Source organism: Enterococcus gallinarum NBRC 100675 (assembly GCF_001544275.1).
Taxonomy (GTDB): Bacteria; Bacillota; Bacilli; order Lactobacillales; family Enterococcaceae; genus Enterococcus_D; species Enterococcus_D gallinarum.
In genome coordinates, this window is the sequence record NZ_BCQE01000008.1 from 1 (window position 1) to 13,558 (window position 13,558).

Here is a 13,558-nt window from a genome sequence, read left to right on the forward strand (position 1 = left end):
CTACCCATTTTTAAAAATCGTTCGTGAAAACGCCCACCATCTAAAGGAAAAGAAACCACTAATTCTTGTTTCTTTTGATAAAAATAAACTTTTGGTAATCTCATTTTTTCCCTTGTTTGTTTCTCACTAACTTGTTTCTTTGTATAAACAAACCGATTATCAATTAACATTCGAGCAAGTAACTGACGCCAATAAACAGAGGCAAAATATCCTTCTTTTAATCGCGACCAACGCATCAACCCTAAAATCAATCCACTAACCAGCAACAAATACAACACAATACTTATTCCAGGAATAAGATACATTTGCCAATTTGAATACGTACTTAAACGTGGATAAAATACTTTCCAACTAAACCAACCTAACAGAATCAAAAATGGGAACAAAAAGAAACCATAATAGCAAAACCATAAATAACGATTGAAATAGCGAATTCGCCGACCACGATACTTGAAAAAATGAGCTTCCAATTGTCACATTCCTCCTTTCTGTTTTTACTTCTTCTGTGCTAAAAACTTTTGACAAAAAGCAACTAATACTGGAATATCACATTTAATAAAAAACCATAATCGAAAAAGATTTAATCGATTTTTATATGGGTGTGCACACATATTACATATTCGTACTACACGAATCCAAACCACTTCCTGATGGTCTTGTTTCCACTGGTACGGTAATGAAAAACGAACAAGATCACGTAAAAACATACACTGCCCAATCACCGCACAAATATACTCATTTGTTTGTACAAAAATCGTTGGATTGTCTCCAAAATACTCAATCAATTGTTGGATATTTTGACAACAAGCCACAATCTCTCGAAGTGTTTGATTGGTTTTATCTGAATTCAAAATCTCCCCTTCCTTCTACCTTAGATAAAAAGAGTAGGAAGACTTCTTCCTACTCTTTCAAAAAAACTTATTTTTTCTCTTTTTCCTTAGAATCAACACTTAGTTGTTTTTGATCCAAACCTTTTTCTTGTGATTGTTTCGGATTAGGATTATTTATTGGAGCTTCTGCTTTCTCTAATCCTTTCGCATAAACCACTAAATCTGCATACTCTCGATTCCCATCTTGTGCTGGAATATACATCAAATGATATTCTGGATCAATTAATCGAACAGGATCACGTCGTTTAAAACCAGTCAAATCCGCATCAGGTGGAAATTTAACCCGACGAGCGATTTTCGGTTGCCCTGGATTTCCAAAAATAAGATTTGCGTGTTGTTTTTTGATCTCACCTGTATATTCTTTCATCTCATTATCAAATACACGATCAGGCTCTTCTAATGCGCCAAAGCGTACGGCTCCCAAACAAGTTTCATCTAATGCTTCTGTAATATCATAATTATTTGAAAATTTTAATCCCATCTTACAAAACCTCCTCAATTTTTACACCAGTTAAAAAGACACCAACATCTTGATAGCCAGTTGTTCGACGTTCTGTTTGTCCCATATCATTTGTTTCACGACTGGTTACTCGTTCTTTACGGAAAACAAAATAAGCTTCTTCAAATGAAATACGTACCTCTTTTTCTGGTAATCGTAATTTTCTATCTTCTTCAGCTGTGAGATAAACAAAAAAAGCAGGTTGATCTTCTCGCGAACACTCTGCTTGTAGTTGAACATATCGCCCAGACACACCATTAATTGCCTTTGGTGGATTAGGTTCCCGTGCCCCCAATAAAAATACCTGACCTAAAAACTCTTTCTTCATACGTAACGCTTTTTCTGCCATATAATTTTTCCTCCTCTTAAAATTCACAATCAATTCTAAACGACTCTATATTACACAATGGAAAATAATGTTTAACAGCAAATGGCTCATCACCAGGAGACATATCTACTATTAACATCCCGTCTCATTCATGCACAGAAATATCAGTACACTCCTCATACGTACATTCTTTTCCACTCAAAAAACAAATCTTTATATTTTTCTTTTCCATATTCCTTTTTCCTCCATTATTTTCTTTTCTGTAAAAACCAAGCAATAATTCCTTTTCCATCTTCCAACACAAACTGATGATATATTTCCCTAGCAACAATCCACACACATGCTAAAATAAAGAAAATAATAATACTACTAAAGATGCACTCAGCCTTACTGTCAAACGGAAAAAGATACATCATATTTGAAAATCCCATAATTAAGAAACCAATTGATACAAACAAAAACTCTACAATCATACAAAAGAATATTTCTTCCAACTCTTTTACAACCTTTCTAACTTTTTATAAAAAAGGAGATTATTTTTATGAACACTTTTATTCAACAACTATTTTCAAATGAATTACACATTGTCATCTCAAGTATAGTTTCAATCGTCACTATTATTTGGTCCATTTCTAGCTTTTATTTAAAACATCGTTATACAAGAAAAAAGAAAAGCACTGAAATACTAACAAAAGAAATATTTATCCCATTTGAATCTTCAATTGAAAATTATCTGTTTCAAAAAATTACAAGAAAAAATATTCTAGAACGAAAACAAACAATTCAACATCTAATCCAAACAGTTGAAAATAAAAATATAGACTTTTATTTGCCTTATGAACTTATTTATTTTGCCAAAGAAGTACAAAAAATAATTAACACAAATAAACATTTGAAAAAAATCCCCTTCAAAGTACAAATAATGTATTTTGAATTCTCATACTGCTACCTAACAGAACTAAATAAAGTAAGAAAACAATTAGGAGTAGCTAAACGTGATTTCTTCTATAGAAGAAAAAAGAAACTGTATTATCACATAATTATATTCTATCTCTTTTGTGTCCTTAAATTCTTATTTATTACACTCAGTATTTTATGGTGTATCCTCATGATCATTTACTACTCAACACAATAATTTATTTGCCTTTGATAAAAAATTCTTTCTAAAAACCAAACAAGCGGCTAGTTGTCTAACCGCTTGTTCGTTCTTTTTAGTCTTTGACCTTGTATAAGTCATAACCAATCAAGCCTACCGCAAGGACAAAGATCATGCCAATCATGATCCATAACCCATTGTCTTCAGAGCCTGTTTTTGGCAACATTGGAACCATAACTGCTTCTTTGACTTCTGGTTGTAGTTGTTCTGGTTTCACTGGTTGTGGTGGTTTTGGCGCTTCCACAATTTGAACCGTTTGATCTTTATTCGTTAGATCGACATTGTGTTTCGCCACTTCTTCAAACGTTTCTTTCTCATCTTCCGTTTTCGCTTGCAGCCATTCCGCAAAACTCAAGCCTTTTCCTGCAAGATTCCGACCATCAACTAAGAATTCAAACAAGAATTCCATGGTTTCTTTGTCTGCCGTAAAGATTTTTTCTGCATGTGTGCCTTCAAATGGCATGCCGTCTGGTGTTAAATAGCCTTGGACAATCAGCTTATACAACTGCCCGATTGCTAGACCATCTACTTTGACCCATTCCAACACGGTTTGATTTGGCAAAGCGAAGATCTCTTTTCCACCATTTTTATTGGTGGCTTTGGTGGTAATGGTTGGATTAACGATTTTGATGGTTTGGTCTTTATCGGTAATGTCTGCGTGAGAGGCTAATAACACACCGTCTCTAAACAGATCTTCAAAGACCACAACTTCTTTTCCACGTAACGCATGTGCGTCTAGAATAAAGTCTAGATTGACTGTACCATCCGTTGTTTCTGCTACAAACGTTAAGCTACTTGTGACTTCTTTTCCATCTACTAGCACTGGTTTTTCCGTTACTTTATCCATTAGAACACCGTTAACTGTGTATGTTTTTCCAACGATCAAATCATGGTATTTCACAGCGTCTGTAATGGTGACTTTCGTTAATGGATTAACCACTTTTAAGCCAGTTGGTTTATGCGTAGCCGTTGTACGTACACTTGGGTTCGTCACACGTACAGTCTGGCCTTGGTCATTGATATCTCTATGGTTTGCCAGTTCTTCATCATTTCTAAAGAGACTTTCAAACACGACGATTTCACGACCGTTTAAGCCCGTTAGATCAAAGTTAAATGGTACGATCACCGTTTCATTTTCTGCTTTGGCAATAAAGCCAACACTCGTTTCTACCGTATTTCCATGTACAAGCAACGGTTCACCAGTTGCTTTATCCATTAAGATCCCTTTGACCAAGTAAGCTTTTCCTGGAAGGATCTCATTAATTTCAACGGTATCATTTAAGGTAAACAGCCCCGTTGGGTCTGCGACCGTCAAACCATCTTCAAAAACAGCAGTCGTATGAACCGTTGGATTGTTTACCCGAACACTTTGATTGTCATCATTGATATCCGCATGTGCCGCAACTTCAATGCCATCACGGAAAAGTTTTTCAAAGACAACGATTGTTTGACCTTTCAGAACACTAGCATTAACCACAAATTCAAGATCTTTTGTGCCATTGGCTTTGTCTGCAATAAAGGTCAAGGTACTTGTGATTTCTTTGCCATTTTGTAAGATTGGCGCATTCGTTGCCTTATTCATCAATACCCCTGAAATAGTGTATTCTTTTCCGACAAACAAGTTCGTATACGAAACACTGTCTTTAACGACGATCGTTTCTAATGGATCAACCACTTTTTCACCATCGGCTTTATTTGACGCTTGTGTTTCTAATTTTGGTGGAATCAAGTAATTACGTACAGAAACCAATAAGGTTTCCCCATCATCTGGCGCATTTTGTTTGAATGTAACAGTGAATGCTTGTTTGCCTGTATTTGGTTGGAAACTTTCTAATGGTGCATTTTCGGTAAAGTAATAGTTATTGGCAACCAGACCTTTTACTAAAATCTCACCATTTTGATCGGTAGTATACTCACCAATTGCTTGGCCTTTTCCGTTATATAGCGTAAAAGTCACACCTGCAAGCGGTGTTTTCTTCTTGTTCCATTCTTCATACTTGAACAATTTCACGTTTTTCCGTGCTTGTCGGTTCGCAAAATGGATCACTTTGATCGGTTCTGTATCATTGGTAATCGAGAACACCAATGGGTTTTGATTCAAAACGTAATTTACGGGCGCCTTGATTTCTTCCAAACGATAGCGATCTTTTCCATAAGTAAGTGTACCGTTAGTTAGGAAAAAGCCTTTTTCATTGGTTTTAAAGATATCCGTCGTTTCTGTATCATTTGGAATCTCCATTGTGACATAACGATTGGCTAAGGTATCAAAAATCTTGAATTCTGTATTGGCAAGTGGAATCACTTTTCCTGTTTCTTGATCCACTTTTACCACTTTAAGACGTTGTTCGATTACTTTGTCTTCTAAAACATAATGGAAGGTTTGCCCTTGTTCAGAAATTGTGACTTCGAATGGTTCAAATAGTTTATACCCTTCTTTTCCTTTGGTTTCAGAAAGAATGTACGTATCGAAGACAACAGTATTTTTACCAAAGCTAGCGTAACCATCTTTGTCTGTGACAACTGTTTTCACCACTTGACCAGTTGTTTTTGACATCAAAGAGATTTCAATACCAGCTAATTTTGGTTTGTTGTCTGGATTCGTTGAATCGACTAAGTCTTTATTCGCAACTTTCACTAAATCAATGGTGCCTTTTATCACATGATCTTTTGCAGTCGCATTGACAGTTTTTCCAGGTTCAACAACAATTTCAATTGTTTCATCAGAAAGTGCATAGCCTTTTGGCGCTTTAATTTCTTTTAAAACATATTTGCCAGGATCAAGGTCTTTAATTTCTGCTTGTACTTTGCCATTGACATTTTTCAACGTGATTTCTTTGATTTTCTTTCCATTTGCTTGATACAAGCCATACACCGCATTTTCTAAAGAAGCTGCGCCTTGTGCTTTCACACCGGTTTCCGCATCTTCTTTAAAGACACGAATGTTTCCTTGTTTCAAAATAGTCAAATTGACAACAGAGTCACCAGGTTCAAAAGGATTCAATACACCAATTGTTTGGGCACCTGGACGACGATACGCTAATGGCGCACCTAATGCTTCAATCTGATTGAAGTGAATTTTTGCCTTTTCTGGTGCTTCTTTTGTGACTGTGATCCATGCTTCATTCCCATGAATAGATACATTGACACCTTTTGGCTTTTGAATGTCTTTTACACGTTGTAAAAAGTCATTGCCACTTTTTACTTTTAACGTTTCGCCAATTTTTACCGTATGTGTTTGATTATGAAAAGTAGCTCTTACATCAAAATTATTAAGCAAACGTTGAATTTCTGCTTTTCTACGATCATAGTCAATACGGATATTTTTAATTGGAATTTTTGTGCCCAAAGCTTCCCAAATCATAAATTGTGCCGCAATGTATTGTTCATCGGATTTGTCTTTGTTTGTGACATATCCTAAATAAGAGATCAAGCTTGTTTTTTTCCGTACATTTGAATTTTTCAAATAGTTTTCTAAAGCAGTAGCTGTATAAACTTGACCTTCTGCGGCTGCGACACCAGGCTCAATACAAAACGCCACTTGTCCATTAATCTCAAAACGAACCATGTAATTTAAAGTGAAGTTTGGATTATTCGGACTAGAAGTAACACCAATATTTTCGCCCCAATCAATTTTTCGACCACCTAAAACAGCTGTATTGGTTGCACGTCGCACCCGTGCACTTCGAGCGATTTGTGGTACAATCAATGTATCTTCTTTTGAAAAAGTAGGAGAAACAACCTCTTTTTTCATTGTCTCTTTTTGCGTAGCACCTGATTCCTCAACTTTTTTCAATTCAGGTTCACGAGATTCTGTCGAAAGAGCTGTCTTCTCTTCTTTTTCAGAAGAAAGAGAAGTATTAGAATCCATTTCTTCTTTCGTTGATTCAATCGGAGTCGTTACCTCCTTTGAATCTTCTAATAGAACTGGTTCTGTTCCTTCATTTATTTCAGTAGAACCACTTTCTTCTAATGAATTTTCCTTTTCAGGAATTGCTTGAACTTCAGGTGTTTCTACTGTAGTTTCTTCTGCCACAACTGGACTATCTCCTGGTTGTTGGCTTTTCCCGATGGTTTCATCGAGTACTGTTTTTTCATTCGTTGAAGGTGCTTCTGTTGTTGGAATAACTTCTGATTGTGTCTCTTCTTTGACGGCCTCTTTTGATAAAGCAGATTGTACTTCTACTTCATTTGAAGTAGGAGAAACTTGGGAAACACTTGTTTCTGAAGTTATTTCTTCCGCTTGTGTTGTCAATGCCCCAGTCAAAAAGGCTACTTGACAAAAAGCTGCTAATAAAGCTACTTTCAACCAATGCTTTTTGTTTCTTGCCATCACAAGAAACCTCCTTCCTTTTATTTTTTAATGTGAGGGTGCTCTCACACGAATATGGATCATTAAAGAAACCTCCTCTTCTTATAAAGAAAAAACAAAAAAGAACCTAAACAAACCAGATTTGTTCAAGTTCTCTCGCTTTCTCTTCTTAATTTTTATATAAATACACTATTAATTGTTTTCACCTGCATTTGCCACATCGCCTGCTTCGTGGAAATCAACTGTCCATTTCCCAATTGGAATACCAGCTTTATTAGCAACTTCACCACCACCAAATCTCATACCATACCATTTACTACCTTCATCTTTAATTTCTTTCCAACCATATGACATAGCTTCATCTAATGAATCAAAAAGCATGCCACTATTACCAATTGTTACAGGATCTGGTGTAAGATCTTCAGGAAGTGAGGAATCAATTACTCCATAATTTCCTGTTTCACTTGTATTTGTCGTTCCATTATCAGTTACTGGTTGTGTTGGTTGATTTGTTTTTTGTGTTTCTCCTGACTGATTCGTTTCAGTAGCTGGAGTTTCAGTGTTTGTTTCTCCAACTGTTCTATCCGGAGTTGAATTTTCGTTTGACTGACTTGTGTTTTGTTCAGACGTATTTACTTTTGGTGTCGCTTCTTCGATTTGACTTCCTACATTAGAAGCAGAAGGTGTCCCTTGAGTTGTTGGATTTTCATTCTTAACAGTAGGATTTTCTGACTGATTTTGAGTTTCTTGTGTAGTGGCTGTTCCACCTGTATTTCCTACTGGTTTAGTCACATCATTTTTCTCTTGATCCGTCACTATACTTTGAACCAATGTTTCTCCTTTTGCATTTGTCGCAGTGACTACATTTCCATCAAAAGTTAAGGTGTTTCCTGCATAGATTAGATCCACATTCGCAATCTTATTCAACTCTGCTAATTTTTGAATGGTAATATTTGTTGCTTGGCTAATGCCACTTAACGTATCTCCCCAAACAATGGTGTACTTGTTTCCTTGAGATTTCGCAATATCCGCTTTGATTTGATCAACTGTTCTTGGTATCCAAATACCATCTATTTCGGAAGCATGTGCTTCTGAACCTCCAGTCACAAATACCACACCAGCTGCAGCCCCAACAATCATACTCAATAACATTTTTTTCATCGATTTTTTCCTCCTTATGTTATAATAAATTTATTCGATGAATAACGAACATTCATTTTATTTTTAAAGTAAAAAATGTTCGCCTCTTTAATCATTTTAATTTATACTTTTTCACTTTTCAAGCCCTTGTTTTTCTTGTATTTCCATATAATTTTATCTTTCAAGTGATAGATCTTTCGTAATCTGTAAAAAACCACTCCTGTTCATTTTATTCACAATCGATCTTTTTAACTTGTAGTTTTATTTTCTTTTGAAAACATTGCTTTTGATAACGAACAACCTGTCTGATTAAAATGAATCAATTTTTTTGTTTCGCTTGACGATTTTACCGTACGGTTAGTTCTTAAAGGAATAAACGTCTTAATTCGTGATTTTTGTTTTTGTAATTTCTTTTCCTCTAATTCTGCTTGATACACATCAAAATTAAATCTTCCCATCTTTTTTTACCCCTATTCTTTTATTTTCTCTTTTTTATATCGTTGGTCGTACATAGGGAAAGGATAATCCTTGTGTTTGACTCAGTGTTGGAATCACCTCCATCATGACATACTTGTCATCAGCACTATCGATTAATTATCGTTTGCATCTATCCCCCTTTTTATGTTTCTCACTTTCATTCCTTCTCGATTTCTCCTTCCTCATCCAACGGGAAAGGATCCCCTTCTTTCTGCATATAAATATGACGTTCCATATCTATACCAGATCGCAACAACTCTTCTCTTTCCATCTCAATCGCCCCAAGAATAACGGACACCGGTATTTCTAACATATGAGAATAACGAGCTACATAGCCCATACACAAATTTAACGCATCGAATAGATCCAAATTGTATAGCGTAGTTTTTTCCTGCTTTTCGAAAAGCTCAACACAGAAAAAACAATCGGACGTTGTTTTCATTTTTTCGCATTTCTCCTTTGCGTTTTTTATCCAATCAATTCACTAAATCGGTAAAAGAGATAAATCTCCACATCGTTCTCAAGCAACCACTCTACGCCTATTTCCCAATAAGCACCTTTTTCTACTGCACGGAATACATGTTCTTCAAAATTTTCAGGTATGACGATCAAGCCATCTTCTTTGTAATCAACCACGATTGCTTTGAAAACCCCTTTATCAATTCCACAGCTTTCCTCATAAGAAACCACACGGACAATATCACCATGTTTTACGTCTTCGACTTTTTCCAATTGTTTTAAACTCATCAAAAATCCTCCTTTGATTTATTTCCTTGATAGGCTGAAGGGTACGGGCGTTTGTCAGGATAGTTAGTTGTTTTCTCAAAAAAGCCATTTTCTGTTGGAGTTTATCGATTTTCATGCGTTTTCTATTTGTCCATGCTCATAGAAAGAAGATTGAAACACCCGTACCCGTCAACCTACCAAAAGACTTACCTCATGTTACATACAACTCGTTTTTTCATACTCAGTAATACAATTTAAAGCCAACCAACTCAGATAACGATCTACCAATCAATCGTTCCTGCCCATTATAACGACGTCCATTTACAAGAAAAGCTGTTTGATATGCCCAAGAGTTACTTGCTAACACCGTTCTTGCACCAATTTCTGCAAAATCTGTGGCACGAGCATTCTCACAAATCAATGCATGATCTCGAATAATAGCACTTCCTGAAACATACGCATTCCCTTTAACTACTGCATGATCTTTTACGATCGCTTTAAACGTAATTTCTGCATTTCCTAATATCCGAGCATCTCCTTTCACCATTGCGTCTTGTGCAACATACGCATGATCACTAACGATTGCATTGTCATATATCCAACAATCACCATATTGGCTTAGATTAGACAAATTCCGAACATATCCTCCGTATTGTCCTTTTACAACATCACCAAAATTCTTCAGTGATCGAATTCGATAAAGAACTTCTCCCTTAAATAAAATTGTTTGATCTGTTAATTCATATTTTTTCACAGCTCCTTCCTCACTTCCTTTTGTATATAAAAAAGCTGCCTGAATAGACAACTTGAATTTTCCTTGCGTACCTTTCATTTTTTACTAAAAACAAAATAAATCTTATTTTTACCTCCTAATGTTCGATCAATTCTTCGCAACGAAGAAAAATCTTTCATTTGACTATAAAAAATCCTTCTTTCTTTTTCCTTCTTGAATAAAAATAAGCAGTCATCAAAAGAAAGTTCTTTTCGATTTGTGGCTTCCATGTATGCAATCAAATACTGTTCACTAAATAATTCACTCTGATTACTTAAACACACCATTTTCCCTCCTTTTAAGCCGATTAACAAAGTTTTTCAGTCATTTTTTTCTGTCCTAACATTAAAATGATATGTTACAATCTCAGTGATTACTTCATTCATTTTGTCCCTTCTAGTTCATCAACTTTCTCACCCCATTCAAGTAAAGCTTGAATGAACTAGGAGGTGAACAAAATGATTGAAGTGATTCAAAACATCATGATACGAATAATCATGATAATCGAATTTGCTTGGAAACATAAAATAGGAACAGCTTTTTTTCTACTCCTATTTTTCGGCAGCTCTATTAGTTATTTCTTTTTTAGAGTTCTTCCTGAAGCAATATTCGAACTGTTGTTAGAAGTAATGGAAAGTATAACCACTATTACCTTCTAACAAAAACAGGCCTAGTTAGAATTCTCTAATTAGGCTTATTTTGATACAACAATTGATTGTATCAATCAAAAAGAAAACTTTTGTTTTCCTCTTGATTCGTACAATCCATTCTTTTATGGTTGAACAATGTCATTTTCAATTTCCCATTCAAACCATTCTGCAAAATCTTGTTTAAAGCCATCAACTCGGTATTTATTTTGTAAATAGGCATCTTCTGAAGTTGCAGGATCTAAGTAGGTTGGTTTATTTTCTGGACGAGCATACACGCCTATCCACGTCTTGTAGTCCCCTTCGAAATAACTATCTACTAAGTATCCTTTCTTTCTGAGAATCTCTCGAACTTGTTCCTCAATCTCTTTTCGTACATCCGGTTCCACTTCTTCCATTGTTTTTCACTTCCTTTTTATTTATTAAAAAAAGCTTCCATTGATCGGAAGCTACATTCTTCTTTTCATTCTTTTTTCAAAAAATCCTCATATTTCCTTCTTATTTGTATCTTAATCTGATAGCAAAAATATTAAAGAAAGAAGTTGGTCATTGTCATCACCATCAGTTTACTCCTACAGTAAACTGAAAGGAGGGTTTGAAATGAAACCCAAAAACTTAGTAAAAACTGGTTTCATTGTTTTTCTAGCTTGTATACTCATTCATTACATCCTAGAATTTCTATTGAAACATCCTATAGCATTCATTCTTGTTATTTTTATAGGAATAAATACTTTTAAACAAAAGAATCAGTTAAAACTGGCTCTTTTTTATTTTTTTCAACGCCTAAACAACAACCAACTCTTTCTTTAGATCCTTTACCGAAATTCACTTCTATAGAAAACGAAGATGTTGAGATTAAGACTGATAATGATCCTCGTATTTCTTTCAAGATAAATCGGGATCAAGATGGATACCCTATATGTTGTCCATGAAGTTGCGGTTAAGGATAGAAAGAATAGAACATTTTTATTCTATTCGGTCAATGATCCATCACTTATTGATTACTCAACGAATAAAATAAAAAAGCCTTTGTTTTCTTTTACAAAGCCTCTATCTTCTTAGTCTTGTTTAGCCGGGGAAATGGACACACTGATAGCGTATCATTCGACGCTGCGTTTTTTTTAAGAGAAATTCTTAAAAAAGACCGTACTAGTCCCGCATTGTCCGATTATTTCCTCAGAAAAGATCCCTCAATTCTGTAGAAATAATCCCATCTTCTTGCTGGTTCCATTTCCCCAAACAAGAATTTGGCCGATCCACCTACCCTGACCGTTACTACGCCCTCATCACCGCGTGTTGACCGTGTAAGCATTCCCCACAGATCCCCGAGTCTCCATGACCTGGATTCCCGACGCTGCAGCGGACGACATATGCACTAAACATATGCCAGGTGTCGCTGTGCCTTTTTGATTAGGAAGCACTACAGACCTGTACTCATCTGTAGCTTATCAGGCTAACTCCCGCTAGGATTTTATATATATATGATTGGATTGTGACCTAGCAACTTATATTTATATGTTATGAATAAATGAAGTAAGTATCTTTTATTTTGAACAAAATGATCGACTCAAAAAGAGTGCTAATTTAAATTGGCTTGACGTATATATTTTCTACGTCGTTCTTTTTGATAGTGTCGTTCTAATTTATTCACTTCCCAAAAAGGAAGATTCAGGAGACGAGCAATGACTTTTTTTGATTTATTCAATCGGACTAGCTGTTTGTATTCTTCGTACTTTGTACGCCTCACTACTTCCATAAACTGGATCCAACAAATCGTTACTCGTAAATAAGGAATGTTTTTCCGCTTCAACAATCGCTTCGTCTTTAATCGGGCAATATCCATTGCATTCTTTTTAGATTTATCGAATGTTGTTATATGAAACACATGCATCTTATTTTCGCCATTTCGTTGAACAGCTACCGTTTCAATAACCCATTGAAAAAGTTCCATTGGGTACCTCCATATAAAAAATACTTTGAAATGTAAAGAGCTATTACTAACTCTTTGCACTTCAAAGTATAATCCACCTTAGAACTGCCGACAAATTGGCAAACTGTAGCCGATTTTGAGTCACTAAATCCAGATAATGATTTTATGCTTTCTGATTCGTTACAAACAAAATTTCTGGCGGCTGTTGTGGAGTCTAAACAAGACTTTGCAGATTTCGACAGTTATCTTGCATTGGTTCAAGACAGTTTAGCATCGAATTTTGGTACCAACGCGACATTTTTACCGGTTCCTGGTACTCAAACCCAAATGGTTGATTTTGCTGCAACTGTAGAAGGGTTGAACATACATTACTTATATTATGTAACGGAAACCGATAACAATTATGTTCAATTGTATGGTTGGACCTTAGCAAGTCTTTTTGATTCCTCAAAAGATGAACTAACAAAGATCATGGATAGTTTCCAGGAGCTCCCTCAATAAAGGTATGAATGCAGAACAGCCGTGGTTTTAAACTCAAATGAACAAAGGAAGGAGACCAACACTAAAATTGTGCGGTCTCCTTCCTTCATTTGGAAGTTTTTTACAATTTATTTTTTTCTCATACTTCCTTTATCTGGCAGCTATAGGAGTATTGCCCTCTCTGTGCCTTCATCTTTGTGCTTC

General features: G+C 35.5%; 15 protein-coding genes and 2 pseudogenes. 3 read left to right on the forward strand and 14 right to left on the reverse strand.

Annotated elements, in window-relative coordinates; genetic code table 11:
• The 5 genes and pseudogenes from EG2_RS19505 to EG2_RS05745 form a co-directional block, all read right to left on the reverse strand.
• Nucleotides 1–470, reverse strand: a pseudogene (locus tag EG2_RS19505) (cell division protein FtsK); the annotation flags it as partial.
• A 24-nt stretch (nucleotides 471–494) separates the two neighbouring features.
• Complete coding sequence (locus tag EG2_RS05730; protein ID WP_060813904.1) at nucleotides 495–851, reverse strand: hypothetical protein; 357 nt, start codon at nucleotides 849–851, stop codon at nucleotides 495–497.
• Between the two features lie 67 nt (nucleotides 852–918).
• Nucleotides 919–1,371, reverse strand: a complete 453-nt coding sequence (locus EG2_RS05735) for a hypothetical protein (RefSeq protein WP_060813905.1) — start codon at nucleotides 1,369–1,371, stop codon at nucleotides 919–921.
• 1 nt (nucleotide 1,372) lies between these two features.
• Complete coding sequence (locus tag EG2_RS05740) at nucleotides 1,373–1,738, reverse strand: hypothetical protein (RefSeq protein WP_060813906.1); 366 nt, start codon at nucleotides 1,736–1,738, stop codon at nucleotides 1,373–1,375.
• Between the two features lie 227 nt (nucleotides 1,739–1,965).
• Entirely contained in the window at nucleotides 1,966–2,211 is a 246-nt protein-coding gene (locus tag EG2_RS05745) for a hypothetical protein (protein ID WP_139243382.1), read from the reverse strand.
• A gap of 47 nt (nucleotides 2,212–2,258) precedes the next feature.
• Here EG2_RS05745 and EG2_RS05750 point away from each other — a divergent pair, with 47 nt between their 5' ends.
• On the forward strand, nucleotides 2,259–2,852 hold the full coding sequence (locus EG2_RS05750) for a hypothetical protein (protein WP_060813908.1): 594 nt from the start codon (nucleotides 2,259–2,261) through the stop codon (nucleotides 2,850–2,852).
• Nucleotides 2,853–2,928: 76 nt separating this feature from the next.
• Here the strand turns inward: EG2_RS05750 and EG2_RS05755 are convergent, their stop codons facing one another.
• The 7 genes from EG2_RS05755 to EG2_RS05785 form a co-directional block, all read right to left on the reverse strand.
• Nucleotides 2,929–7,203 (reverse strand): VaFE repeat-containing surface-anchored protein, encoded by a 4,275-nt coding sequence (locus EG2_RS05755; protein ID WP_060813909.1) that lies wholly within the window; start codon nucleotides 7,201–7,203, stop codon nucleotides 2,929–2,931.
• A 171-nt stretch (nucleotides 7,204–7,374) separates the two neighbouring features.
• A complete protein-coding gene (locus EG2_RS05760) occupies nucleotides 7,375–8,343 on the reverse strand; it encodes a LysM peptidoglycan-binding domain-containing protein (protein WP_060813910.1) in 969 nt (322 codons plus the stop codon).
• A 227-nt stretch (nucleotides 8,344–8,570) separates the two neighbouring features.
• Nucleotides 8,571–8,780, reverse strand: a complete 210-nt coding sequence (locus EG2_RS05765; protein ID WP_249024274.1) for a hypothetical protein — start codon at nucleotides 8,778–8,780, stop codon at nucleotides 8,571–8,573.
• 176 nt (nucleotides 8,781–8,956) lie between these two features.
• The gene (locus tag EG2_RS05770) at nucleotides 8,957–9,241 is read right to left on the reverse strand and encodes a hypothetical protein (protein WP_060813911.1); all 285 of its coding nucleotides are present in this window, start codon (nucleotides 9,239–9,241) and stop codon (nucleotides 8,957–8,959) included.
• 26 nt (nucleotides 9,242–9,267) lie between these two features.
• On the reverse strand, nucleotides 9,268–9,546 hold the full coding sequence (locus tag EG2_RS05775; protein ID WP_060813912.1) for a hypothetical protein: 279 nt from the start codon (nucleotides 9,544–9,546) through the stop codon (nucleotides 9,268–9,270).
• A 220-nt stretch (nucleotides 9,547–9,766) separates the two neighbouring features.
• Nucleotides 9,767–10,279 (reverse strand): LbetaH domain-containing protein, encoded by a 513-nt coding sequence (locus EG2_RS05780; protein ID WP_139243300.1) that lies wholly within the window; start codon nucleotides 10,277–10,279, stop codon nucleotides 9,767–9,769.
• A gap of 74 nt (nucleotides 10,280–10,353) precedes the next feature.
• Complete coding sequence (locus EG2_RS05785; protein ID WP_060813914.1) at nucleotides 10,354–10,584, reverse strand: hypothetical protein; 231 nt, start codon at nucleotides 10,582–10,584, stop codon at nucleotides 10,354–10,356.
• Nucleotides 10,585–10,755: 171 nt separating this feature from the next.
• On the opposite strand from EG2_RS05785, the gene EG2_RS05790 reads away from it, so the two are divergent.
• Nucleotides 10,756–10,956 carry a hypothetical protein gene (locus EG2_RS05790; RefSeq protein WP_060813915.1) on the forward strand — a complete coding sequence of 67 codons (201 nt, stop codon included), beginning with the start codon at nucleotides 10,756–10,758 and terminating at the stop codon, nucleotides 10,954–10,956.
• A 113-nt stretch (nucleotides 10,957–11,069) separates the two neighbouring features.
• Here the strand turns inward: EG2_RS05790 and EG2_RS05795 are convergent.
• Both EG2_RS05795 and EG2_RS05805 read right to left on the reverse strand, forming a co-directional pair.
• Nucleotides 11,070–11,312: pseudogene (locus EG2_RS05795) on the reverse strand (hypothetical protein); the annotation flags it as partial.
• 1,211 nt (nucleotides 11,313–12,523) lie between these two features.
• Nucleotides 12,524–12,895 (reverse strand): hypothetical protein, encoded by a 372-nt coding sequence (locus EG2_RS05805; protein WP_060813918.1) that lies wholly within the window; start codon nucleotides 12,893–12,895, stop codon nucleotides 12,524–12,526.
• A gap of 186 nt (nucleotides 12,896–13,081) precedes the next feature.
• Between EG2_RS05805 and EG2_RS05810 the strand changes: the two genes are divergently transcribed.
• Nucleotides 13,082–13,375 carry a hypothetical protein gene (locus tag EG2_RS05810; RefSeq protein ID WP_249024275.1) on the forward strand — a complete coding sequence of 98 codons (294 nt, stop codon included), beginning with the start codon at nucleotides 13,082–13,084 and terminating at the stop codon, nucleotides 13,373–13,375.
• The last annotated feature ends 183 nt before the right edge of the window (nucleotides 13,376–13,558 follow it).

Excerpts from the sequence above, each read along its gene's own strand:
- EG2_RS05735 (WP_060813905.1), bottom strand. The coding sequence starts at position 1,371 with ATGGGATTAAAATTTTCAAATAATTATGATATTACAGAAGCATTAGAT.
- EG2_RS05740 (WP_060813906.1), bottom strand. The coding sequence starts at position 1,738 with ATGGCAGAAAAAGCGTTACGTATGAAGAAAGAGTTTTTAGGTCAGGTA.
- EG2_RS05750 (WP_060813908.1), top strand. The coding sequence starts at position 2,259 with ATGAACACTTTTATTCAACAACTATTTTCAAATGAATTACACATTGTC.
- EG2_RS05755 (WP_060813909.1), bottom strand. The coding sequence starts at position 7,203 with ATGGCAAGAAACAAAAAGCATTGGTTGAAAGTAGCTTTATTAGCAGCT.
- EG2_RS05760 (WP_060813910.1), bottom strand. The coding sequence starts at position 8,343 with ATGAAAAAAATGTTATTGAGTATGATTGTTGGGGCTGCAGCTGGTGTG.
- EG2_RS05765 (WP_249024274.1), bottom strand. The coding sequence starts at position 8,780 with ATGGGAAGATTTAATTTTGATGTGTATCAAGCAGAATTAGAGGAAAAG.
- EG2_RS05770 (WP_060813911.1), bottom strand. The coding sequence starts at position 9,241 with ATGAAAACAACGTCCGATTGTTTTTTCTGTGTTGAGCTTTTCGAAAAG.
- EG2_RS05775 (WP_060813912.1), bottom strand. The coding sequence starts at position 9,546 with ATGAGTTTAAAACAATTGGAAAAAGTCGAAGACGTAAAACATGGTGAT.
- EG2_RS05785 (WP_060813914.1), bottom strand. The coding sequence starts at position 10,584 with ATGGTGTGTTTAAGTAATCAGAGTGAATTATTTAGTGAACAGTATTTG.
- EG2_RS05790 (WP_060813915.1), top strand. The coding sequence starts at position 10,756 with ATGATTGAAGTGATTCAAAACATCATGATACGAATAATCATGATAATC.
- EG2_RS05805 (WP_060813918.1), bottom strand. The coding sequence starts at position 12,895 with ATGGAACTTTTTCAATGGGTTATTGAAACGGTAGCTGTTCAACGAAAT.